A 23,753-nucleotide genomic window follows, 5' to 3' on the forward strand; every position below is an offset into this window, starting at 1 on the left:
GATGCAAATGACCTTAACTAAACTTGCAAGTGCCTTCATTCTCGGAAGTAGCCTAGTCGGCTGTGCCGCTGTGGTTAAGACGCCGTATGAAGCTCCTGCAACACAAATCCCGACGCAATTTCAAAATGCGAAAGCCATGAGTCAGCAAGTTCATGCCGATACGTATGCTGACCAATGGTGGACATTGTTTAATGATGCTCAATTAAACCAGTTGGTGAATCAAGTTTTAGCTGCCAATACTGACCTCGCTGTTGCAGGTATTAATTTACAGCAAGCTCGACTACAAGCAGGTTTGGCTGAAAATAAACAAGGGCCACGCGTGAGCTCAAGTGTTTCAACTGGACATAACTTTGACCTTAACTCAGGTGATGATTCATCAAAAGGTGTGTCACTCAACGGTGGTGTTAGTTATGAAGTAGATTTATTTGGTCGTTTGGCTAGCCAGACAGAGGCCGCAAAATGGGAAGCTTTAGCAACTGAACAAGACCTGCAAGCCACTGCTCAAAGCTTGATTGCAACAACAGCTAATCTATATTGGCAGCTCGGCTATTTAAATGAGCGCTACAGTATTGCACAGCAAAACTTAGCCAGTACGCAAAAAACCTATGACTTGGTCAAGGTGCAATACAAAGCTGGCGCCGTATCAGGTTTAGATCTAACGCAAGCGGAACAATCTGTACAAAGTCAAAAAGCGACCTTAAGCCAAATTGCCCAACAAAAAGTGGAAACACGTACTGCATTGGCTGTGTTATTGCATCAGCCTGTACAGCAACTGAATATTGCTGAGCCACAGCGTTTACCTCGAATTGCATTACCGACGATTGCAGCAGGTTTACCTGCCGAGTTGTTGTCTCGCCGTCCAGATTTACAAGCGAGCGAATTAAGATTACGTAAAGCTTTGGCAAATAAAGATGCAACGAAAGCGAGTTACTACCCTTCGATTAGTTTGACTGGCAGTTTAGGCTCGAGTAGTACCTCTTTGAGTAATTTATTACAAAACCCTGCTTTGGCTTTGGGTGCAAGTTTAAGTTTGCCTTTCTTGCAATATAACGATATGAAGAAAGACCTCGCGATTAGTGATTTGGATTATGAAAAATCTATTATTCAATATCGTCAGACCTTGTATCAGGCTTTTGCCGATGTGGAAAATGCGCTATCCAATCGTACTGAGTTAAGTCAACAAGTTGCTTTGCAAGAGCGTAATGTACAGCTTGCAGAAAAGACTGAGCGTTTGACTGAAGTACGTTATCGAAATGGTGCCATTGCGTTGAAAAACTTGCTTGATGCACAAGAAACCACACGTAATGCGCGACTGTCTTTGGTTCAAACCAAACAGAGTCAATATAATGCTTATGTAACTTTAATGCAGGCGTTGGGTGGCAGTCCGATTAAGCAGTTGCCTTAAGTCCTTTAGATGTAAAAAAAGCCCTGAGGGGCTTTTTATTTATCCATCATTTTAAACATCGTAAATTCAAAATTATCTTTTGCACTGATTTCTTCTGGCCGCTCTAAATTCATTTTATTTTTTCTTATGACAGCATCATGCCAAACGGGCAATGGTTTGATATACAATAAAATTCTTCGCGCCACAAAGTTACACACATCAAAGGGATAAAAAAATAATACTGGAACCCAATTATAGATATAAATGATCCGAAATAGCTTCCAGGTCTCTTTCCAGCTTTCTTTTGCGCCTTGAACATTTTGACAATAAATCAGTTGTTTAAAAGTATCAATTGTCCCATACATAGGGTGAGGTTTCGGATAAAGCTCTTCTGGTCCTTTCATTATAAAATGACAAATAAAAGCCCATAAACCTTGGGTACGGAATATTCTAATCATTGGAAAGCCAATCACAAAGGTATGTTTTAGGATGCCGTCTTCGATGATATGTGCCCGAAGCTCTCGTAATGGAATGCAGATAACCCAAAACTACTGCCCATAATATAAACCACACCTGTTCATTTCTTTTCTATATATTCTTGATAATTAATATAGAAAAAATTTACCTGCTTTCTGTTAAAAACAGCTTAAAATAGTTGGGGTTTTCCTCATGTTTATAGTAACAACATATAAACCCAAAAATCGGGAGTCCTATTACATACATCAAAACAACAATTATAATAAATTTTTCAAATAATCAATAATCATTTTTATTCCACTATTATTTTAAAAATAACACCCAACCTAAAAAAATCATTTTAACCTCTTGATAATAAAATTATTTAAACCTTATTTTAACACATTTAATAAAATATAATAAAAATAAAATATTGACATAAGTTACACAAAAAAATGTTACAACAGATCCAATTAGAAATAAGCCAAAATCATAAAAAGAATCATTACCACCATTAGAAAAACTACTTACGCCAAAAAAAACATAAGGAAGATTTTTTCCAAAAACAAAACCAAAAATAAAAAAAACAATCACAAAAAAATAAAATATTTTATGAAAAAAACTCCTATTAATTACTAGTTTATTTAAACGATAATCCTCTCTTTTCTTATAATCAAATTCAAGACCAAAAAATGAAGAATTAATAGCATCAAAAATAATCATTCCATTTTTTTTCATTAAATAAAATAAATCAAATAAAAAATAAATAATGAAAAATAAAAAAAGAAAATATATATTAAAAAATCTTGAACCAAACTCAAAATACATAAAAACAAAACTAAGAAAAACCAAAAAAGACGAATACCAATCTCTAAATAAAACCAAAAATGTTTTTTTAAAAAAAACAAATGAAAGAAAATAAACAACTAAAAATGAAAAATTCAAAAACAATAGCAAGCTTTTATTATCACCAAATAAATACAACATAATATTAAAAAACAAAATTACAGTAAAATAACAAAACATTGTAGCCAATTGAATATCAGACTTAACATTGTATGGAATTAATTTTACATTATTAATATTTTTCATATTATTGGCTCAAACTTAAATTCTTGGTTCTCATTAGAAATTTTACTTGTATTTTCCACGCTAATTTTTATAATTTTTTGACGTATAGTTTCCCAAATTGCTTCCGTTTGATCTTTTGAAATTTGTGCCCAAGGTACACCACTTGTTCCTAATCCAGCTGCATCTGCTTTTTCTAAATAAAAAGATGCCGCTAACATAGCTATTGCACCTGCTGCTATTACAACTAAAGCACTACCACCAAGTATTACTGCAGCTACACCGACAATCACAGCCGCCAACCCAGCAACTAGAGCTTTTGAGAAGTCAATAATAATTTGTCCGAAAAGTTCGCTTAGTTTTTTATCAGGGTTATCATTAAGTATCCACTCCAAAGTATCAGCAGCGGCCACTAAAAATAATCCGAAAGGTGATCCTTTAACAGCAGTGGTAATAATTTTACCACTTGTTTTAATTGCTCCTACAATTGGAGAGGTTTGTAAATTTGATTTTAGATCATGTGCTAACTCATAGATTCCACCAATCATAGTTACTTTCTTATTATTAACTGAAATAGTAGTTAAATTCATATATTTTTTCCAAACAGCTCTACCTTGGAATATCAAAAGTAGCTTTCCAGTCTTAGATCTTTTTAAATAGAATTTTAATTGATGCAACTTACCATTTTTATCCCTCCCCTCCATTAAAGGAATAAGAATAGTAGTTAAAACAAGCTTCCTATTCTCTCTAGAATACCAAAAATTTTCAGCTGCATAAGCTCCAGCAGGAAAATACTTTGCATCAAAATTAAATGATGCTAATATTTCAAATATAAAGTGTCGGCAAGACTTAGCCTCCATATTTAGAAAGTCCACACTTGTGTATATTTTTTCCTCAATACCTGGATAATCTTTTATTTCAATCAGATAACCATCCAATCTATTATCTGAAGCATCTTGCAATACCTTATTGTATTTATTTTCATTCATTAGTTTTGTAACAGTTTTTTTCATTTCTTCTTGAGAACTGATATTTATCTCCTCTTTACTATTATTTTTCCTTCCTAATACAAAGTCCTTAAAATTAGAACTGGAATACAATAATGGTCCAGCATACTTTGAATCTTTTGATTTTTGAGTAGGAATTCTTTTAATAATCTTCCCTTTTGATTTTACGTTTACAAACCCTCTATAGCTGTATGGTAAAAACAACTGCTCAGACTTACCATTTTGTATTTTTTTATTTTTTAATCTCCCCCAAGAACTATCATAGAAAACCACATCACCATCTAAAAAAACATCATAGGTTTCTCCTTATTAATAAAAACTTAATTATATGATGATTGATTGTATAATAAATTTTAGGTGCAGACTTATTCATACCAATATTATATTACCAAATAAGTATTTAATGATAATTTAATAAAGCTATCCCGATAAATCAATTCCACTTTTATCTATACTAATTTCCAACTTAGTATACTCACCAATTATTCAATCATACGAAATTGATAATTCTTGAATAGATTTCTTTGCCTCATTAAGAAATCCATTTAAGAATTATTTTAGGGCGTGTCCTCATTTGAAAAATTGGTTTTAAATACTTAAAATCCTCCTTTAAGCTCTTTTGATTTCTATATTTTTTCAATGGCACGTACTCTTCTCACCGATGATATCTGGCAGCAAATTCAAGATACTATGCGATTACACGGTTGTTACTGTTCAAAGAATAGTAGAAATATCATGGAAGCGATCTTATGGAAACTGCGTACAGGCGCCACATGGCGTGATATTCCCCAAGAATTTTGTCCTTGGCAAACTGCTTACAATCGCTTTAATCGTTGGGCAAGCAAGGGATTGTGGGATAAATTTTTTTTAGATTACGAGGCATCTTGGATCAAGAATGGGTATTCATTGACGGAAGCTACATACGCGTGCATCAACATGCAAGTGGAGCTCGGCATGGTTTCGAAAGAGCAATTGGACAATCACGCGGTGGACGAACAACAAAAATACATCTTGCAACCGACGTGAATGGATTACCGATTGATTTTAAAATCACTGAGGGTGACGTCCACGACAGTCAAGTTGCAAAACAACTGATTGATACGGTAGACGAGGCAACTTATCTCATTGCTGATAAGGGGTATGATGCTGAGCACATTAGAATATATGCCAAGAACAAGAATATGATTCCCATTATTCCATTGAGATCAAACAGTAAGAGATCGAATAAGGAATTTGATAAATATCTATATAAATTAAGACATTTAGTTGAAAATGCTTTTGCGAGATTAAAACATTTCCGTGCTATTGCAACTCGATTTGATAAACTGGCACGCAATTATAAATCTATGATTCGTATAGCCTGTATATTTATTTGGTGCAAAGCCAAATGAGGACACACCCTAGTAATTACATATCATCAAAAAAAACTATGATCAAAATATCTCAACATAATACCTATAATAATTTAAGACACCCACAAATAATGTAAAGTTATTTAGAGTTAAATTCACCATTTTCAAGTCTTTTTAAATACTCTTGCGCTACCTCCTCACCATTTAAAGCAGCCTTATTTAACCATTTTTTTGCATTTAAATTATCTTTTTTTAACCCATTCGTACCTAACAAATAGGACAACCCTAAATTTAATTGAGCCAAACTATAATTTTGTAAAGCAGATTTTTCCTCCCAATATAAATATAAATTAGGATTTTTTTCTAGTCTTTCTCCAAATGCATATTCGCCCGCCAATTCATCTTGTGCTATTGGATCTCCTTCTTGAGCTGCTTCTGTTAGATACTGAATATATAATTTTGGATTTGAATCTTTATAGCTAATAGCTATTTCATAATTCTCATTATCACTTAAAACATTAATTTCAACATTATGCTTATCCTCTTGATTATTTTTAATATCATTCATAACATTCTTTGTATTAGAACAAGAACAGATTAATAGCACCATTAAAACTAAAACACTTTTTTTCATTTGATAACCTCAATAAATATTAAAATCCACTAAACCACTGAGAAGACGGTGGAATATAAATTGGATCTGGCTTTGGATATTTTTTCGCTTCCTCAGTTCTTCTTTTAATCTCCTCTCTACACGTATCATCACATGTGTAATTTCTACAACTCTCAAACCTTTGGCTAGTAACTCTTGCTTCCCCCCCTGTAGCACCAACTGACGCCACATAGCCTCTAGTAATCCATGTATACCATCCTACTGATCGAGCTTTTCCTATATGTGTATTACCAACTGAAACACCTTTTACAACGCTTAGCGCAACTCCTTTATCTACCCAATCCCCGTTAAAAACATCAGGTTCAATTCTACTAAGCCCATCTTCAAACGTTACAGAATTCATGCCAAAAGCGCCAACAGAAAGCCCTTTGGAATAACCTACTCCCCCAGCATAAATTTGTACTTTTGCTCTTCGCCCATTCTTGCACTCACTCGTTAGGGTAAAATCCCCCCCATTAGCAAATGCTAAACTTACTTGGTATGCACTGCCCGTCCACTGTATCAACCCTAATGGATCCACCCACAGATTCGGATCACTTACATAACTACTATTATTTACCCCCCCAAATAAGCCAATTGGATCCTTACTCAAATACCTTGCACTATGTGGCTCATAATATCTGTAACGGTTATAATGTAAACCTGTTTCACGATCAAAGTATTGTCCCTGAAATCGGATATTGGTTTGTTCAAGTGAGTTTTCACTCGCCTTGATCCCTAAAGAAGTGCCCCATGTATCCTGTTTGATTTCCCAAACGCATTCACCTAACTCATTACTTAGTGTTTGTGGTGTACCCACTTGATCACAATGATAAAACGTAACCCGTTCTAACTCAGCCTTATTCTTCCGTGTTTCAGTTTTCCATACAGGGTCTTTATAAACTGAGTAAGGTTCTGTTTGGAACTTTAAGTAATCTGGCGTTTCGATTAATTTAATAAATCCTGCATAGCCTGTTTGTAATAATGGTACAAGGCTATTCGGCTCATAAACATAATGTTTGGTATATTGTGTTTGTTCATTACTGGATTGTTGTGACTCCCAAATCATTAAGTCACCATCCCAACCAAATAACGTTAAGCTGTTTTCTATCGGGCTATGTTTATATAAGCGTCGCCCAAAGACATCATAGCCATAAGTCGTGACTTGACCATTATTGTCACTTCGCTCTAAACGATTCAGGTTATCCCAAGTCAATTTAAGCGTTTTACCAGCTTGGGTGGTTTCAACCACATTGCCCAGTGCATCGTATTTATAGTGTTTGCCTTGATATTGCGTAATCAGGTTATTTTTCACTTGTGATGATTGTGTCGCAATCGGGTCAATCAAGTTACCCGCTGGGTCAAAGGCAAAGCTTTCTGTAAGTTGCGGACCTTGGCTTTTGATCAATCGTCCAATTACATCGTATTGATAGTTGAGTTGACCTAAGCGACTGTCCTCAACTTGGGTCAGTAAGTAGTTTTTATCGTATTGATAATGACGTTCTGCTTGATGCTGTACACGACCTGTAGTTTCTTGTTCTGGTCGAATAATTTGTGAACTCAGCAGACCGACATCATTATAATTTTTGCTTTGAATTAAGCCATTGGCGAGCATCCGCGCAGTTTCACGGTGTAAATCATCGCGCTGAAATGCCACCATGTCTTTTTTATTTAACGCAATGCCATAAATATGCCCTGAACCATAACTCAAATTGCTTTGAACCTGTCCATCAGGGCGAATCGTTTGAGTTAAATTTCCCAGCACATCATATTCATAACGCAGCACAGCCGTCAGCGGAGTTAAATGCGGCACTTTATAATGCTGATGCTCACGGACCAATTGGCCAAGCGCGTTGCGATAAAAATCGATTTGACTGTCTTTATTCGTCGCCTTACTCAACTGATGATTCAGGTTGTATTCAAATTCTTCTGTTTGACTTACACGAGTTTGTACATGGGTATAAGTTTTTGAAGCGATTGCACCATCAGCAAAATATGCAAATTGAGTAAACACATTCGGCTGACGGATTTGGAACAGCTGACCGTTTTCATTGTAGCTATAATATTTTTCTTCGCCATCGAAAGCCTGTTCACGTGCCAATTGACCATAACGGTTATATTCAAATAAATATTCTGCATGGTTTTGATTGATCAGCTTTTGAATACGGCCTTGCTGATCCCATTGGTAGCCTATTTGATGACGGTTCGCATCTATACGCTGTTCGAGCAACCCAACTGAGTTATAACGATACTGCGTGCTTAAACCTTTGGTATCCGTATGCTTCAGCAAGCGCCCTTCTTCATCATGCTCAAATTGTTCCTTTAAACCATCAGGATAAACAATTGCTCTAAGCTGACCTTTGTCTTTACCTTCTGAGCTGTAGATATATTTGATTTGCTGCGCAGCAGCAGACTGCTGGGCCGTCAGTGCGCCTTCTTCATCGTATTCCCATGCGCTTTCTTTACCTGAACAATCGCTATATGCGGTCATTTGCCCCAAATCATTGTATTGAATTTTTTTAGAGCCGCCTTTGGCATCAATGATTTCTACAACTTGATTATCGTTGTTGTATTTATATTGCGTGCTATGACCTAAAGGATTAATTTCCTTGGTGACATTACCATCCGCATCGTATTCTTTTTTCCAAATATTCCCTTCTGGATCTTTAGTTTCCGTCAAATTTCCTGCTTTATCATATGCAAAGCGGATCATACCGCCATTCGGCTGTACAATTTTAATCAGCTGATCTTGCTCATTATAAATTTGTTCAGTTTCTAGGCCTGCAAAATCAATTTGACGGGTAATGCGTTTTTGACTGTCACGAGAGAGCCATTTTTCACGGCCATCGGCTAAGCGTGTGCGATAGGTAAAACCATCTAAATCAAAGTAGTAATAGGTCGGCACATCATAAGCATCATACACAGCAACTTGGCGCAGTCTCGGGTGCCACTCCAAACGTGTTTTAAAACTACCATCATCTGCCCATTCTGCGATGGCTTTGGCATTCGCCTCTTTTGATTCATAACGGATATTTTGCCCACGACCAGTACGGTCGGTATAGCGAGTCAGTTGATGCGCATCATTATATTCATAGCTGCGCACGTGGCCATTTTGATCTACAGCCTTAATTAAATTGCCTTGCGTATCATATTCATAACGTGACACTGGCTCTGCCTGTTCATCCACAAAAGCAGCGATAACTTTTACTTGATCATTAAAGGCAAACTTGAGTTGATGCTTGCCTCGTTTCAATTGAAAATCAATGCCTTGTAGATAAGCCTGCTGCTCAAACAAAATATAACTTAAAGCAACTTTTTCATCTGTTTCTTCATTAAATTGCTGAATCAACTGATAGTGTTTTCCGCCATTAAAGCTATGGAAATGAAAACTCCACGCTGAACCAAAATTTAGTAGCAAATCTTCATTTTCTAAAGGTTCTACCGTAAAGCCTTCATAAGGCACCGTGTATGCTTCATAGGTAATTGAATCTGGTAGCTGATGCTTGCGCCCATTACTATCAATAAACAAATAGCCGTTTCTATTTTGGATGATGACATTCGAAAAAGGCATCATCCAACGCGCGCCCATGAGGCTTTGGTCAAACTCATACATTTGCGAGTTATATTGACGCTTAAAGCTGAAACCCACTTTAGGCAAATTAAAATCGGTGTGATTGACTCTTTCCGCACCTATAGCATAACTAATACTATTATCAGTTGCTGAGTCACTAGGTGTAGCATCCTCTCTTAGAATCGAACAAGTCGAATCATTCAATGCGTCAGCCTGTAAAGCTAAAAACTCTAAAGTATCGCCCGTCGTATGCTGCTCATGCTCGCCAGTTTGATTAATCGGCACACTGGCATTGGCTTTGTTACCTTGAGTTTTAATGGCTTTTAAGGTTTCTTGAATTAGCCATGCCAAACTGTATTTTAGACCTGCGTTAGCTTGACGTTGAATTTCATTTGGAAATGAACTCAATGCCTGAGTTGCTTGAGTTTGTAGCAGCGTGCCTGTTTGTTCTTTCCTTATTTTAGGTAGCATATTGGCAAGTGCGCTGGTTTTACTTAAATCAATCAGCGGTTTTGCCCAATTGCTAAATTGTTCTGCCGGATCTCGTTTTTCAGCACTTGCACCAAAGCTAATAGTCGGTGAAACCAGCCCCGACTGAATAGGTGCTGCAAAAGTGTTTAATATTGATGTTCCTAAATTTGTCGCACCTGAAAGCAGGCTAGGTAGTTTGGCCTGTGTTTCAGTCAGAAACTTTTCTAAATCTCCTGCCATTTGTGCATTTAAATGCAAAGACATGCGACGGATATCAGCTTCTTTGATCTTACCATTTTGCGGATATAAGCATTCAGCCATGAGTCCCAATAAAGGACGTAAAGCCATACGTACATGAGCTTCAGCTTTAGGTTCTAAATACAAACCTATCAGGTTCATACTCAGCACTGCTATTTTTTGTACAGCGGCATCCCCTTGTTCTTGCTCGGTGGCAAATAATAACAAGTCTAAAACTGCCCCAGATAATGCAAAGATATTCGCTACAGTCGGAACATTTGCATTAGCTTTTAGCTGCTCAAGGCTGGTATTTCCACACGCTTTTAAATAATCCTGAATTTGATGTGCTATAAACTTATGATCTTCAGTATGCGTCACACTCTCTAAATTGAAAATTGCCAATTCTACGGCTGGCTTATTTATTGTCTGTTGTTCTTTTTGAACATTTTGATCAGTTGTCATGTAAAAACCTATTACTCAAATTCTAAATATTTAAAATTGTGTTTTGCTGTCGCTCTTATGAAGTACTAACCATTGTTCTTTTTCGGTCGTGTGGTTTCACTGTAAGTGAGGTAAGGACTTGAATATTGTTTCCGGTCCACCCAATCATCTTCACTAGCAAGGACAGGTATCGCTTTTTCTGGTACAGCTTCCGCTACTTTTATTTCAGGCACTTTAGGCACTGCGACTGGTGCAGCTGTCACATTCGTAGGCGTTGCAGAGCCTTCTCGAATGGTTTCCGTATAAGTCAATGCGCGTGTAGAATAAGAAATTTTACGACCCACAATATCCTTATCAATAGTTGCTTGAGAGTTCTGAACTGCGGCAGCAGTTGACCCAGAAACGATGCCGTTACTCATTCCACTTCCACCTAATACGCTGGATAAGCCTTGTGCACCCTGACCCAAACTTGCCATTTGTGAAGCAGAAAGTCCCAAGTTGAGTTTCGATGAAATTGCAGATAGTGCGGAATTGGTGACTTGGTCTTTAAATTGATTTAATGCCTGTCCACCTAGATCTTTTAATGCATTTTTTCCGATATTTTTTAAAGAATCGGCATTTAAATTAAAGAGATTATCTTTTAACTGTGATGTTAAATTTTGCCCCAACGACCCGAGTGCATTCTGAATCAAGTCTGAAGCTCCCGGTACAACGTTTTCTGCCCATTGATAGTCACGCTTAAAATGACTCGCTGAATCCCAAGCACTTCGAGGATCTTTGTCAAACTCAACTTTAGCCGGTCCTGGTGCAATACCCGTTACTTGAGCAAAGCCATTGCCGTCTAATTTTCCTGTAACTTGCTTGCCCAAAGCATCAATCACTTTAAATCCAGTTCCGCTAAAGAAATCTTGACCACCATAGCTCTTAAGCAGTTCTAAGGCCCCTTTCATCGGATTAGAAGCAGGAAGTTGTGCAGACTTGCTAGCACTCGATGCTGGTTTAAATAGATGCTGCCCTGCATTTACTTCAAATTTACCGCCTGTCTTAGCAAAAATTCCCGAGCCATTTAAAGTAATTTGGGAAGTAGCTCCTGTGATCACAATCTCTTTCGGACTGCTAATCTCTATTTTGTCCTCAGTAGAAGAAATCGTAATTCCTTTTTTTGCCAAAATATCCAAAGCATCAGACTGCGCCTGAATTTCGACTTTACTTTGCGCTGCTATTGCTTTAATACCACCTTGAGCTGCAAATAAGCTAACCTTACCTAAAGCTTGTCCCACAATATTTTTTTGCGTACTCAGGTTAATGCTATCACCGGCAATTTGGTTGATCATGCCTGTTGCTGATAAATGAATATCCTCTGGTGTACTCAGTGCAATACCATCCACTGAGTTAAGTAAAAGAATGGCTTTTTTAAATTTAGCGATATCTTTTTCTATTTCACTGGCAAAAGCTTTGAGCTGTTCAACAGATTCAATTTCATCTGTTTTTTGTTGCTTTGCAATATCACTTAAAGACTTACTATTACTATGACTCGTCTCCAGCTGTGTTCTTGCAATCTCTGCATCTAAATGTTCACCATTGGCCTTTTCCTGTTTATAAGTCGACACCAATAAACCTTGTCCAGCCCGAACCGCCCCCCATTGATCGGTCCGCAGCTCAAAACCTTCCCCCCGATCTTCACTTTCTGCTTTATCTTTTGGATGACTGAGCTTACCGAGGTTCAGTTGGCTCGCACCATGACTACTTTGCAACTGCGTACTGATTTGCCCCGTGGTGTCATCAAAGCGTAATTGACCAAATCCCTCTCCCGCCACTTCTTTGGAACGAATTCCCGCGAGTTTTTTGGTATCTGGTAATTGTCCTTTATTGTCAAATTTGGTGGGACTACGCTGCGCTTCATGAATACGCCCCGCGACAAAAGGTCGGTCAATGTTGCCATCAAAGAAATCAACGACAACTATTTCACCAATTCGAGGTAAGAAGCGTGCGCCATAACCTTCGCCGGCCCAAGGCGTCAGTACATCAACCCAAGCCGAGTCTGTGTCATTATTGTTCGCACCTGCACCACCATCATGGCTATGATCATCAGAACGGGTAAACAGAAAACGGACTTTTATCCGCCCCCATTCATCAACATGGATTTCTTCACCGGCAGGCCCCACAACTTTAGCACGCTGCGGATGTGTTACTGGTCGATGTGTAAGTGGATTAAATTCAGGAACGGTCGTAATATTTCGACGTTGCAAAGCTAAAGTATTGGCTTGGCGTTCATCCGCATCGCTTTGTTTGACTTGCCACTGACTTTGATGGATCAGTTGTGTAACTTGATCGGTTAAGTCTTTGGGTAAATTATTTTGGTTATAAAAAGACTTAGATAAAATCAAAAATTCTTGATCGGCACCACGATGCTGGTCAATCTCTGGATGCTCATCCAATTTGAACCAATAACCAACTTGTGTATCACGCACGGTACTTTTAGCAATAAATTGTTTGGCTTGAGCCGCATAATAATCACTAAAATTTTGATTGAGACGTTCAACTTGAGCACTATTAGAGGCAGTTGCAGCATCTTCACCATTCAGATCTTGTATCCATGCAGGGCTCACATGCCATGCCTGCTCTAAGCTTAAGCTCGCATTATCTTGATTTTGACTATGTAGATGCTTGCTTTGTACTGCACCACCACCCTCGTCCTGTTCAAGCACATCCGCCTGCCACCGCTGCACATGTACCGACGTCGGCTGCAGACTGCGCTGACCGATAAAACTGGTCATACTGTCATTTTTTTCAGTCGCACTACTGCGATGAAAACGGATATTACGTCGCTCCAAAGCTTGATATTGACTATTATCATCAATCAAACGTAGCTTTTGGGCTGCTATGGGTGTCGCAGACGATGTTACAAAAGATTGAGCTTCATCAACCAACCAATGAATGCCTTCACTGCGTAATAAGCGGGTAATAAAATCATAGTCGGTTTCATTACTTTGCATCATGAATGGTCGAACGTCATACTCTTTTTTTAAGCCACTTAAGTCCAAACTTAAGCTCGCTGCAAAAAGTGGGCTCTTTTTTTGCCATTCCTTAAAAATAATCTCGACCACATCTTTGACCGATTTATTCATAAACACGCGGCTATTACGACGCTTATGCCATAATGCCGTTGCATCTTCTAAGGTCAACTTATATAGCGTTAATGCACCATCACTTTGGCCTTGAAATGCTTCTGTAATGATCCCGGTAATACGAAAAAGTTGACCCGCATCGGTTACCTGATCGATTGCGGCTTGTGTACCAATAAATTGTTTGAGTTCTAAGGTGGCAGAAGTTGAGAGACAGATGAGCTGAACATTCAAACCTTCACTTAAGGCATGTTCCCCATCAATACGTTGCAAGAATACTTGTTCATTCAGCGTGGTATTGGAAAATTGAATATGCAAAGCACGTTTTTGTGGACTAATGCCCAATTTTTCAATTGCAGAATATATATTGTTCAGCATCGTTATTATCTAAAATCAGATTTTTATAAAATATGCGGGGTATTTAATCAAAAAAACTCATATTTTTCTAGGCATAATTTGCCTGCTTTTTTGGGTTTTATGTAAGTAAAAATTCAAATTTCCACATCAATTCTTTATGTTATTTTTACTCTATTTATTTCTGTATTAAAATAAATGTAGAGACCATCAAACTAAACTTCAGGTCTCTTCATACCACCTTACTGCTTTGCATCACGATTAATTGGCATTTAAAAATGCGTGAATATTCTCCAATTGTTCTTGTGCTTCAACATAGCCTTGCAAAGCCGCTTTTTCCAAATATTGCTGTGCAATTTTAAGATCACGCTCTACGCCCATGCCATGAATATAGAAATAACCCAATCGCGTTAATGCCGCAGCATTCATCCCTTGAGCCGCTTGTACATAATAGCTATGCGCTTGGGATAAATCTTGCTGTACACCCAAACCATGTTCTGACATTTCACCGAGCTGGTACAAGGCAGTCGCATTTCCCAATGCTGCCGCTTGCGAGAAATATTGCAATGCTTGTTGGAAGTCTTGTGTTCCCCATTGTCCTTTTAAATTAACCACACCCAGTTGCGTGAGTGCATCAGAATGACCTAATTTTGCCGCTTTCAACAATGCCCGCTGTGTTTGAGCATCATCAAATTGTAGATCAGGCAAGATATTGTCCACGGCTAAACGGTAGAGATACCAAGCAGCATCCTGCGAACCTTGTTCTGCGGCTTTTTCCAGATAACTCAGACACTGATCACGATGTGCTAAAGGATATTCTGGCAATGCATAAAACCGTCCAATCACATAGTTTTGATCCGCGACACACGTAATGGACATATCATTTAAGTGTCTTGCCGCTTCAACTAAAAGTTGCTGCGCTTGCTTGATATTTCGCTCAACACCGACGCCGTGTAGACAGCATAGGGCCAAACCGACTTGGTTAATGAATAATGGTTTGAATTGATACGCTGTTTGATATAACTCAAATGCTTTTTGCGGATCATCACTAACCAAATACTTTTCAAAATACAGTGCGGCAATAAGACTAATCGCTTCAGCATCTTTAAGTTGAGCAGCTTCGGTCAGAAAGCGAAAACCTAAAGTTTCCTGCTTCTCCAAATACCAACCATGAAAATGTGCAATGCCTAATAATCGGCTGGCTGCCGCAACTTTGTGCTCTTTGGCCTGCTGCAAAAGGTCATGATAAACCCGCTGACGCTGATCGACGTCGATTTTACCCATCAATACTGCTTGATAATATTCATACAACTGCTGCTGGTGCCCGAGTAGCAATCCTCGCTTTAAATATTGCAATGACTTTTCATCATTTTGCGCAAGATACTTTCCTTGAGCATAGAACTGCTGCAATTGCTGAATAGCCGCCATATGGTCTTGTTGGGCGGCTTTCAGTAAATATTCCAATCCCAGAGCAATATTTGGCGTGGCTTGTTTTAAATAGAACTGTGCCAATTGATACTGTGAATTGGCATGTCCATTGTCCGCATTTTTTTGCAACAAATCTAAATGTTGCTGCTCGGCATGTGTCTGATCTTCTGGGTTTAGTTCGGCGAGTCGATATTGTGCATCCAAATGACCGCGTGAAATCGCATGTCGATACCAGTATTGCGCTTTTTCAATATTGGGCACACCGCCATAGATACCTTCTTCAACTTGCCCCAACACATATGCAGCATCATCGCTACCTAAACTATTGGCTTTTTCCAATAAAGCCAGCGCATTTTCCACACTGACTTCTCGGCCTAAGCCTTGTAAATGCATCTGCCCCATAGCGACATAGGCCTGCGGAATTTCATGCTGTTTGGCTAAATTTTGATACAACTCATAGGCACGCGCATAGTCGGTTGGTGCATCAAGCATTAAGCGTTCTGCGAATTTCAGCTGCGCATCTAATTGGTCTATCCACAAGTCATGCCCAACCGCTTTAGCCTGATCGCGTTTCACTGGATCGGGTCTTTTCCACATCCAAAACGCAAGTGCTCCCATCCCCAAAATTAGTATCAGTAAAAACCACATACTCGCCCCAAAAAAATCAATATTTTAATTATTCCAACATTGTGTCTGATTTTAATTCTATATACAAAAAAAGCACCGAATTCGGTGCTTTATTTTTTTCAAAATGAGATAGCTGTCATGCTTTTGCTCGTTTTGCATCAAGTTTTTTGAGCACCTCTGACACAGCCACCATCGCAAAGCTGGACGTCACGACTACTGCTGAACCATATCCACCACAACGTAAGCCTGCACTTGGACAAACATCAGCACTGGAAAATGGATTATCAATTGAATAAACACAGGTGATGCCAAACTTTTCTTTCGGCTTTTTACAAATGCCTTTGCCACGTAATTGTGTCCGCAATTTAGCTAACATCGGGTCTTGCTCTGTTCTTGATAAATCTGCGACTCGGATTTTCAGCGGATCAAGTTTACCCCCTGCTCCACCCGAAACGATCAACGGAATTTTATTAAAACGGCAATGTAGCATTAAGGCAAATTTTGCCTTCACATCATCAATGCAATCTAAAATTAGGTCAGGAGCACCTGCCAAAATTTCTTTGACATTTTCGGGTGTGAGATAATCATCAATCAAATTTATTTTGATTCGGGGATTAATCGCACGGCAGCGCTCTGCCATCACTTCAATTTTTTCATGTCCCAGTGTCGTGCTCATGGCAGGCAATTGTCGATTAATATTCGATGCAGCAACTACATCCATATCGACCAAGGTCAGCTCACCAATACCAGTACGCGCTAAAGCTTCTACCGCCCATGAGCCTACACCACCGATCCCGATCACCATGACATGACTTTTTTCATAATGATGAAAACTTTCATCACTATATATTTTGGCTACGCCAGCAAAACGGCGGTCATATTCATCATCTTGGAGCAGTTCAGTCATAGGTTTGGAGGCAGAGTTAAATCAGCCGCCATTTTAGCAAATTCACTGCTTTTTTTCTTTGATAAAACGCAATTCAGCAGACAGCGCAACAGAGCGGCATTCGCATCAGGTCTAAATCCATCAAAATAAACATTTACAGCGAACGGAGATCTGCTTTAAAAATATAACCATAGATCAAAAGCTCAAGTGTGTATTGCCATGGACATCCATCCTCTGCCAAATAATTTAAAAATCACCGATGACAAAAATGAAATGGATTTAGACACCGTGCATCGCTTTTTAAGCCATACCTATTGGTCAAAAGACATTCCGAAACATGTGGTGAAAAAAGCGATTGAAAACTCTTTGGCCGTGGCCTTACTTCTCGATGATGAACTCATCGGTTTTGGTCGTGCCATTACGGATTATGCAACTTTTGCTTATTTAGCCGATATTTATGTCGCCGATGAGCATCGAGGCAAAGGCTATTCAAAATTGATTGTGAGTACTTTATTTGAAAAATGTGGCTCCGCAGATCTAAGACGCATGTTACTTGCAACGGCGGATGCACATGGTCTATACCGCCAATTTGGCTTCACTGATTTGGCTCAACCTGCAAGTTTTCTCGAGATTCATCAAGCCAACGTCTATCAACGATAGAGAAAATATCTCGGATAAAAAAAAGAGGCTTTCGCCTCTTTTTCTATCTTACAACCTTAGTCTTTATTCATAATAAAGAAATATTCACGGTAGTATTTGAGTTCTGCAATGGAGTCACGGATATCATCCATCGCTAAATGTGAGGCATTCTTTTTCAAGCCACCCATGATCTCTGGGCGCCAGCGTTTCGCCAATTCTTTCACTGATGATACATCGAGATTACGGTAGTGGAAGTATTGTTCCATTTCAGGCATTAAACGATGCAAGAAACGACGATCTTGGCAAATTGAGTTACCGCACATCGGTGATGATTTTGGATTTACCCATTTTTTCAAAAATTCTAAAGTTTGCTGTTCAGCATCTTGTGCTGTCAATTTACTACGACGTACACGTTCGATCAGACCTGATTGACCATGTTGGCGAGTGTTCCATTCATCCATCGCATTGAGCACACGGTCAGACTGATGTACCGCAAGCACAGGCCCTTCCGCCAGAATATTTAAATTATCATCCGTCACAATTGTTGCAACTTCAATAATCTGGTCGTTATCTGTATCTAGACCTGTCATTTCAAGGTCAATCCAAATCAGGCGTGTATCAGGTGTGCTGCTCATAAATGTGCAATCTTATTAGGCTGTAAAAATGAACATAGTAGCAAATTTATTGGGCTTGCGCTGTAAATAGACCCTGCTTTCATGCTATTTTTGCCATCTAGTTTTCATGGTTTTTTAGGATATGAATGGCTTTAATTCGTAAGCGCCGACTGACTGAACAGCAGCAACGTCGCATTCAGAAGCAACATAAATCTCGTCAGGAAGAAATCGATACTTCTGCAGATTTGGAAGGCTTGGTCGTCCAACATTATGGTCGTCAACTTGAAGTTCAAGCGCTGTCTACACCCGACCAACATCCTGAAAAACCTATTGTGCAAGCTGGTGAACCTGAACCACATTGGAAACCCATCGAATTAGGCAGTGTTTGGCGCTGCCATACCCGTACCAATCTCGAATTATTGGTGACGGGTGACCGTGTCAAATGGCAAGCTGACCCGATCACAGGTTTGGGGATTATTACCGCGATTCATCCACGCCAATCTTTACTGACACGCCCTGACCGTTATCACAAAGTGAAACCTGTCGCAGCCAATGTCAGCCTGATTGTGATTGTATTTGCACCGCTTCCTGAGCCAGCGCCAGGCCTGATAGATCGCTATTTGGTGGCCTGTGCAGATGCCGATATTCCAGCATTATTGGTCTTAAATAAATCCGATTTGCTTAAAGACAATGACCCGATCTTAACGCTATTACAAGAATATCGTGACTTGGGCTACGAGGTCATGCAAACCCAATCTGATGGTGACTTAAGCGCACTTTCTGCTCGACTTTCAGGTGAAACTGTCGCATTTGTAGGTCAGTCTGGGGTTGGTAAAAGTACTTTAATTAATGCCATTGTTCCGGATGCTGCGCAAAAAACCAATATTATTTCGGAAAACTCCGCGCTCGGTCAGCACACTACCACGTCTACGCGCTTAATTGCGTTTGGTGAAGGTTCTGCATTGATTGATTCACCTGGAATTCGTGAATTTGGTTTATGGCACTTAGAACTGGAAAAAGTTCAGCAAGGTTTCCCTGAGATCGAGTCACATTTGGGTTATTGTCAGTTCCGTAACTGTACGCATAAACATGAAAAGCAATGTGCGCTTAGAATGGCGGCTCAAAATGGCGAAATTTTGCCGCGCCGATTAGACAGTTATTTACGTCTGATCGACGAAATCACGGAAGCGCAGCAAAAAAATTAATTTTTATTCTGTTCATGCCCTTGAAGGGGTGATTTTGATCACCATATTTATGGGCTATACTCTTGGCAATTTAAAATTGTAGTTAGGTGAATTGTGGAACGTTGGTTCGAATTTATGGGGAATCACCCCTTCTTATTTGGAACGCTGGCTGTATTGGTCGTGCTGTTCTTTATTCTTGAAGGCCAGCGTAATGGTCGCAAAATTTCACCTCAATCTTTAGGGATTTTAGTTAAAGCTAAAAATGCTCAATTGATTGACTTACGTGATGCGAAAGACTTCCGCGAAGGTCATATTAGCGGTAGCCGTAATATTCCCTATAGCCAAATTACAAAACACATTGAAGAGTTAAAAACTTCTGATCGTCCGTTGGTTTTTGTATGTAACCTTGGTCAAGTGGCAGGTTCTGCATTGCAACAAGTCGGTCATGCTGATGCATACCGTCTAGATGGCGGCATTAGCAACTGGAAAGCTCAAGGCTTACCTTTAGTTAAAAGCAAATAAGCGCTTCTTAGGAGATTAACATGGCTGAAGTTACGATTTATTCAACAACTGTATGTCCTTACTGCATTCGTGCAAAACAGCTCCTAGAGCGTAAAGGCGTGGCTTATAAAGAAATTAATTTATCAAATGAAGCGCCTGAAGTACGTGTTGAATTGATGCAACGCACCAACCACCGTACCGTTCCTCAAATTTTTATTAATGATCAGTTTATTGGCGGTTTTGACCAACTTTATGCTTTAGAGCGTGAAGGCAAACTCGACGGCATGCTATCTTAATTTTAAACATAAATCGTCACCTCATATTAAGGAATAAACAATGAGTGAAGAACAACAAGCTCAACCACAATTGGCATTAGAGCGTATTTATACTAAAGATATTTCTTTCGAAGTACCTGGGGCTCAAGTATTTACTAAAGAATGGCAGCCTGAACTAAATATCAACCTTTCTTCTTCTGCAGAAAAAGTTGATCCAACACACTTCGAAGTTTCACTCAAAGTTGTCGTTCAAGCAAACAATGCGGGTGACACTGCATTTATCGTTGACGTTACTCAAGCAGGTATCTTCCTGATCGATAGCGTTGAAGAAGAACGTCTTCCGTACATTCTTGGTGCTTACTGCCCAAATATCTTGTTCCCATTCCTACGTGAAGCAGTGAACGATATGGTGACTAAAGGCAGCTTCCCACAATTATTGCTTACACCAATTAACTTCGATGCTGAATTCGAAGCGAATTTGCAACGTGCGCAAACTGCTGCTGAAGGCCAAGCTTAATCGCTTATCTTTAAATCTAAAAAAGACCGCTTTTAGCGGTCTTTTTTATTACCTTTTAGCTTCCCCCTTTACTAAAAGGGGGAATGAGGGGGATTTACTTCTACTTAACAAAATCCCTCCCCCCCTCCCTTTTAAAAAGGGAGGAGCAAATTACTCAGCATCTGCCATTAGATCAGCGCTCATACCTACAGTATTAAAGCCTGCATCAACATACAGAATTTCACCTGTAATACCATTTGCCCAAGGCGAGCAAAGGAACAATGCTGCATTACCGACATCTTCAATGGTGACATTGCGTTTAAGTGGTGCGACTTTTTCATTTAGGTCTAACATTTTACGGAAAGATTTAATCCCTGAAGCCGCTAAGGTACGAATCGGACCTGCTGAAATCGCATTGACACGAATACCTTCAGCACCAAGACTTGTTGCCAAATAACGTACGCCTGCTTCTAGTGACGCTTTTGCCATACCCATAACGTTATAGTTTGGCATTACGCGTTCAGAACCTTGGTAAGTCAGCGTCAATAAGCAACCTTGACGTGCAGCCAATAAAGGTTTTGCCGCACGAGCCATCGCAATAAAGCTATATGCGCTGATGTCGTGAGCAATTTTAAAACCTTCACGGTCGGTAATATCAGTGAAATCGCCATCTAAAGTATGTGCCGGTGCAAAACCAATTGAATGCACAACACCGTCTAGACCATCCCAATGTTTAGCAAGTTCAGCAAAAGCGGTATCAATTTCAGCGTCCACTGCGACATCACATGGGAAAACTAAAGTTGAACCAAATTGTTCAGCAAAATCATCTACACGTTTTTTTAATTTTTCGTTTGGATAAGTAAAAGCCAGTTCTGCACCTTCGCGATGTAAAGCTTGCGCAATACCAAATGCGATTGATAACTTACTTGCAATACCCGCGATTAAAAAGCGTTTGCCAGCCAATAGTCCTTGTGCCATGTGAAACTCACTCAAAATAATTTAACAGCATAATGCCAAGTCTAAAGCATTTTAGAAATTGCATAATGCGCCTTTTTTTAGAAAACCATCATTGTATAAACAATGTGGAGAAAACCTGATTCAATCAAGCAGCGTCAATATTTATTGGCCGCTTAAGCGTCCAAATGCAATGCTTGTAATGAATTTCTCCATAAGATCTGTGCAATCTCAGATTCAGTACGGTTTAAGCTCTGAGCCAAACCCAGCAATACATAGGGCAAATTGACCGGCGTATTACGAGTACGCCCTTCCGTCGAATGCTGACAACATAAGGGTGTCATATCGGGACAGTCGGTTTCTAAGACCAAATGTGCCGCCCCTAAAGTCTGAACCACTTGATGTAATTTTTTTGCATTGGGATTGGTGATTTGCCCCGTTACACCAATTTTAAAACCTAGCTTGGTAAATGCCTTCGCTTCTTCAACACCACCACTAAATGCATGTGCGATACCACCGAGCTTAAATTGATGCTTTTTCAACATCGAAAGCACCTCCGCATGGGATTTGCGAATATGCAGCAAAATGGGTTTATCAAACTGCTGTGCTAATTCAAGTTGTGCGGAAAAATACTGCTGCTGCTTTTGAAAAAGTTCGGGCTGTTTATGCTGTTTCAAAAAGGTATCTAAACCTATTTCACCGATAGCGACACAATCATGCTGCTTTAGCAGCTGTTCCACATCGAACAAATGTTCTGTACGATGTTGCTCAATATAAAACGGATGTAAGCCGGGGGCTAAATAGCTTTTGGGAGCATTGGATAAACGATCTAAAAACTCTTGGGTTTGCAGCAAATCGTGAAAACGTGACTGCACAAAACCAATCAATACCAAAGCATCGACACCCACCTGTTTGGCAGCATGCGCCAACTGTTCCCGATCAACGTCAAAATCAGGAACATCAAAATGCGTATGCGTATCAAACAGTGAGTAAGTCATTGAACTAATTAATTTACTTTTACGGCTGAGGCTTCAGCAGCTTCAACTACTGGTAGATATTGCTTTTTCAAGATACTTTGCAATTGATCATACGGAATGGTCAAACGTGGTAAACCCGCCACATATGGCCCAATTTCATATTCGGCATATTGCAAAATTAGACCTTGCTGACTTAGATAAAAGTTTTCAGACAGTTTAAATTTCCAAATCTGTTCATATTCTTGAACATTGTCCGCCAACTTGGCATCTTTCACCCAAGTTTTAAAGACTTCATAGCCCAGCTTTTCAAGTTTAGTACGTTGATTGGGCAGCAATATGTCATTGAGCTGTACCAATTTTTGAGTGCTTAAATCGAAGTTATAATATTGCTGTGCAGAAGAACCATGCGCCCCACCTAAATATGAGCTGGTATTTAAAACCACTGTTGCCAAGGGTTTTTCAGCATTCAATATTTTAGGTTTAATCATCAAACTGATTTGCTGATTGGCGCTTAAAGATTTCAACTCTTTATCTAAATTTAAAAATGCTTGCATATAAGGCTGCGTGGCTTTTTCCAATTTTAATTTGGGCGTTTCAACCTTTGCCAAAGCAGATTTTGCTTCAGACGCTGCAGGTACTTCACTTGCAGCGGGAGCGTCTTTGCTCAGCGTTTTATCTTCTAAAGGCGAAACAGACAGGATCTCTCCCAACTGTTTTAAGATTTTCGCATCAATAAATTCATCAATAAAGGCTTGATTACTGTTTAAGCGTTCAACTGAAATTTCAGGACAGACCCCGCCATCACATTCAGGTAAATTCAGTTGTAATTTTTCCGTATCACCAATCAGTTTTGCACTCAAATCTGGCTGTTCAGTTTTGGCTTGATCCGGCTTTTTTTCAGGTTCAGCTTGTTGTGGCTGACACGCCGTGAATGCAACAGAAACTGCCAATATTGAGCTTGCCCAAATTTTATTTTTTTGCACCATTGCTTCAACCTTTCATTTCGAATAATTGATATTTATCTCGGTAAATATCTCATCAAATTAAATACTTT

At 39.2% G+C, this 23,753-nt stretch carries 19 protein-coding genes; 7 read left to right on the top strand and 12 right to left on the bottom strand.

Annotation, left to right across the window (positions count from 1 at the left end; genetic code table 11):
- The first annotated feature begins 1 nt into the window (after position 1).
- Entirely contained in the window at positions 2 to 1,405 is a 1,404-nt protein-coding gene (locus FTU83_RS00435) for an efflux transporter outer membrane subunit (RefSeq protein ID WP_180005404.1), read from the top strand.
- A gap of 35 nt (positions 1,406 to 1,440) precedes the next feature.
- Here the strand turns inward: FTU83_RS00435 and FTU83_RS00440 are convergent, their stop codons facing one another.
- From FTU83_RS00440 to FTU83_RS00450, 3 genes are all read right to left on the bottom strand, one after another.
- Positions 1,441 to 1,842 (bottom strand): hypothetical protein, encoded by a 402-nt coding sequence (locus FTU83_RS00440; protein WP_180005401.1) that lies wholly within the window; start codon positions 1,840 to 1,842, stop codon positions 1,441 to 1,443.
- 379 nt (positions 1,843 to 2,221) lie between these two features.
- On the bottom strand, positions 2,222 to 2,932 hold the full coding sequence (locus FTU83_RS00445) for a hypothetical protein (protein WP_180105464.1): 711 nt from the start codon (positions 2,930 to 2,932) through the stop codon (positions 2,222 to 2,224).
- Complete coding sequence (locus FTU83_RS00450) at positions 2,929 to 4,188, bottom strand: hypothetical protein (RefSeq protein WP_180105465.1); 1,260 nt, start codon at positions 4,186 to 4,188, stop codon at positions 2,929 to 2,931. Before FTU83_RS00450 ends, FTU83_RS00445 begins: the two co-directional genes overlap by 4 nt.
- A gap of 366 nt (positions 4,189 to 4,554) precedes the next feature.
- Between FTU83_RS00450 and FTU83_RS00455 the strand changes: the two genes are divergently transcribed.
- Positions 4,555 to 5,306, top strand: a protein-coding gene (locus FTU83_RS00455) for an IS5 family transposase (protein ID WP_373683053.1) whose coding sequence is annotated in 2 segments (ribosomal slippage) — positions 4,555 to 4,789 and positions 4,789 to 5,306 — 753 coding nt in all. Because the reading frame shifts where the segments join, the coding sequence is not laid out codon by codon here.
- 100 nt (positions 5,307 to 5,406) lie between these two features.
- Here the strand turns inward: FTU83_RS00455 and FTU83_RS00460 are convergent.
- From FTU83_RS00460 to FTU83_RS00480, 5 genes are all read right to left on the bottom strand, one after another.
- Positions 5,407 to 5,901 carry a tetratricopeptide repeat protein gene (locus FTU83_RS00460; RefSeq protein WP_180004529.1) on the bottom strand — a complete coding sequence of 165 codons (495 nt, stop codon included), beginning with the start codon at positions 5,899 to 5,901 and terminating at the stop codon, positions 5,407 to 5,409.
- Positions 5,902 to 5,920: 19 nt separating this feature from the next.
- A complete protein-coding gene (locus tag FTU83_RS00465) occupies positions 5,921 to 10,660 on the bottom strand; it encodes an RHS repeat-associated core domain-containing protein (protein WP_180004531.1) in 4,740 nt (1,579 codons plus the stop codon).
- Between the two features lie 65 nt (positions 10,661 to 10,725).
- A complete protein-coding gene (locus FTU83_RS00470; RefSeq protein ID WP_180105466.1) occupies positions 10,726 to 14,142 on the bottom strand; it encodes a type VI secretion system Vgr family protein in 3,417 nt (1,138 codons plus the stop codon).
- 237 nt (positions 14,143 to 14,379) lie between these two features.
- Entirely contained in the window at positions 14,380 to 16,194 is a 1,815-nt protein-coding gene (locus tag FTU83_RS00475; RefSeq protein ID WP_180004536.1) for a tetratricopeptide repeat protein, read from the bottom strand.
- A 115-nt stretch (positions 16,195 to 16,309) separates the two neighbouring features.
- Positions 16,310 to 17,080 (bottom strand): ThiF family adenylyltransferase, encoded by a 771-nt coding sequence (locus FTU83_RS00480; protein WP_180004537.1) that lies wholly within the window; start codon positions 17,078 to 17,080, stop codon positions 16,310 to 16,312.
- A 198-nt stretch (positions 17,081 to 17,278) separates the two neighbouring features.
- Between FTU83_RS00480 and FTU83_RS00485 the strand changes: the two genes are divergently transcribed.
- Positions 17,279 to 17,719: a GNAT family N-acetyltransferase gene (locus FTU83_RS00485; RefSeq protein ID WP_218945745.1), complete on the top strand. Its 441-nt coding sequence runs from the start codon at positions 17,279 to 17,281 to the stop codon at positions 17,717 to 17,719.
- 56 nt (positions 17,720 to 17,775) lie between these two features.
- On the opposite strand, the gene orn is transcribed toward FTU83_RS00485, so the two are convergent.
- Positions 17,776 to 18,333, bottom strand: coding sequence for an oligoribonuclease (gene orn / locus FTU83_RS00490; RefSeq protein ID WP_067763591.1), 558 nt, complete (start codon positions 18,331 to 18,333; stop codon positions 17,776 to 17,778).
- A 125-nt stretch (positions 18,334 to 18,458) separates the two neighbouring features.
- Between orn and rsgA the strand changes: the two genes are divergently transcribed.
- From rsgA to secB, 4 genes are all read left to right on the top strand, one after another.
- Positions 18,459 to 19,517, top strand: a complete 1,059-nt coding sequence (rsgA, locus tag FTU83_RS00495; RefSeq protein ID WP_180004539.1) for a ribosome small subunit-dependent GTPase A — start codon at positions 18,459 to 18,461, stop codon at positions 19,515 to 19,517.
- 93 nt (positions 19,518 to 19,610) lie between these two features.
- On the top strand, positions 19,611 to 20,018 hold the full coding sequence (locus tag FTU83_RS00500; protein ID WP_078189639.1) for a rhodanese-like domain-containing protein: 408 nt from the start codon (positions 19,611 to 19,613) through the stop codon (positions 20,016 to 20,018).
- Positions 20,019 to 20,038: 20 nt separating this feature from the next.
- The gene (grxC, locus tag FTU83_RS00505; protein WP_078189640.1) at positions 20,039 to 20,293 is read left to right on the top strand and encodes a glutaredoxin 3; all 255 of its coding nucleotides are present in this window, start codon (positions 20,039 to 20,041) and stop codon (positions 20,291 to 20,293) included.
- 40 nt (positions 20,294 to 20,333) lie between these two features.
- On the top strand, positions 20,334 to 20,789 hold the full coding sequence (secB, locus tag FTU83_RS00510; protein ID WP_078189641.1) for a protein-export chaperone SecB: 456 nt from the start codon (positions 20,334 to 20,336) through the stop codon (positions 20,787 to 20,789).
- Between the two features lie 150 nt (positions 20,790 to 20,939).
- Here the strand turns inward: secB and FTU83_RS00515 are convergent, their stop codons facing one another.
- The 3 genes from FTU83_RS00515 to FTU83_RS00525 form a co-directional block, all read right to left on the bottom strand.
- The gene (locus tag FTU83_RS00515; RefSeq protein WP_078189642.1) at positions 20,940 to 21,746 is read right to left on the bottom strand and encodes an enoyl-ACP reductase; all 807 of its coding nucleotides are present in this window, start codon (positions 21,744 to 21,746) and stop codon (positions 20,940 to 20,942) included.
- 152 nt (positions 21,747 to 21,898) lie between these two features.
- Positions 21,899 to 22,720, bottom strand: coding sequence for a TatD family hydrolase (locus tag FTU83_RS00520; RefSeq protein ID WP_180004540.1), 822 nt, complete (start codon positions 22,718 to 22,720; stop codon positions 21,899 to 21,901).
- Positions 22,721 to 22,728: 8 nt separating this feature from the next.
- On the bottom strand, positions 22,729 to 23,685 hold the full coding sequence (locus FTU83_RS00525; protein WP_180105467.1) for an RsiV family protein: 957 nt from the start codon (positions 23,683 to 23,685) through the stop codon (positions 22,729 to 22,731).
- Positions 23,686 to 23,753 lie beyond the last annotated feature (68 nt).

This window comes from Acinetobacter sp. YH12152 (assembly GCF_013418285.1).
Taxonomy (GTDB): Bacteria; Pseudomonadota; Gammaproteobacteria; order Pseudomonadales; family Moraxellaceae; genus Acinetobacter; species Acinetobacter amyesii.

What these genes read in the sequence shown, in the direction of transcription:
- FTU83_RS00435 (WP_180005404.1), top strand. Translation starts at nt 2, where the DNA reads ATGCAAATGACCTTAACTAAACTTGCAAGTGCCTTCATTCTCGGAAGT.
- FTU83_RS00440 (WP_180005401.1), bottom strand. Translation starts at nt 1,842, where the DNA reads ATGATTAGAATATTCCGTACCCAAGGTTTATGGGCTTTTATTTGTCAT.
- FTU83_RS00445 (WP_180105464.1), bottom strand. Translation starts at nt 2,932, where the DNA reads ATGAAAAATATTAATAATGTAAAATTAATTCCATACAATGTTAAGTCT.
- FTU83_RS00460 (WP_180004529.1), bottom strand. Translation starts at nt 5,901, where the DNA reads ATGAAAAAAAGTGTTTTAGTTTTAATGGTGCTATTAATCTGTTCTTGT.
- FTU83_RS00465 (WP_180004531.1), bottom strand. Translation starts at nt 10,660, where the DNA reads ATGACAACTGATCAAAATGTTCAAAAAGAACAACAGACAATAAATAAG.
- FTU83_RS00470 (WP_180105466.1), bottom strand. Translation starts at nt 14,142, where the DNA reads ATGCTGAACAATATATATTCTGCAATTGAAAAATTGGGCATTAGTCCA.
- FTU83_RS00475 (WP_180004536.1), bottom strand. Translation starts at nt 16,194, where the DNA reads ATGTGGTTTTTACTGATACTAATTTTGGGGATGGGAGCACTTGCGTTT.
- FTU83_RS00480 (WP_180004537.1), bottom strand. Translation starts at nt 17,080, where the DNA reads ATGACTGAACTGCTCCAAGATGATGAATATGACCGCCGTTTTGCTGGC.
- FTU83_RS00485 (WP_218945745.1), top strand. Translation starts at nt 17,279, where the DNA reads ATGGACATCCATCCTCTGCCAAATAATTTAAAAATCACCGATGACAAA.
- orn (WP_067763591.1), bottom strand. Translation starts at nt 18,333, where the DNA reads ATGAGCAGCACACCTGATACACGCCTGATTTGGATTGACCTTGAAATG.
- rsgA (WP_180004539.1), top strand. Translation starts at nt 18,459, where the DNA reads ATGGCTTTAATTCGTAAGCGCCGACTGACTGAACAGCAGCAACGTCGC.
- grxC (WP_078189640.1), top strand. Translation starts at nt 20,039, where the DNA reads ATGGCTGAAGTTACGATTTATTCAACAACTGTATGTCCTTACTGCATT.
- secB (WP_078189641.1), top strand. Translation starts at nt 20,334, where the DNA reads ATGAGTGAAGAACAACAAGCTCAACCACAATTGGCATTAGAGCGTATT.
- FTU83_RS00515 (WP_078189642.1), bottom strand. Translation starts at nt 21,746, where the DNA reads ATGGCACAAGGACTATTGGCTGGCAAACGCTTTTTAATCGCGGGTATT.
- FTU83_RS00520 (WP_180004540.1), bottom strand. Translation starts at nt 22,720, where the DNA reads ATGACTTACTCACTGTTTGATACGCATACGCATTTTGATGTTCCTGAT.
- FTU83_RS00525 (WP_180105467.1), bottom strand. Translation starts at nt 23,685, where the DNA reads ATGGTGCAAAAAAATAAAATTTGGGCAAGCTCAATATTGGCAGTTTCT.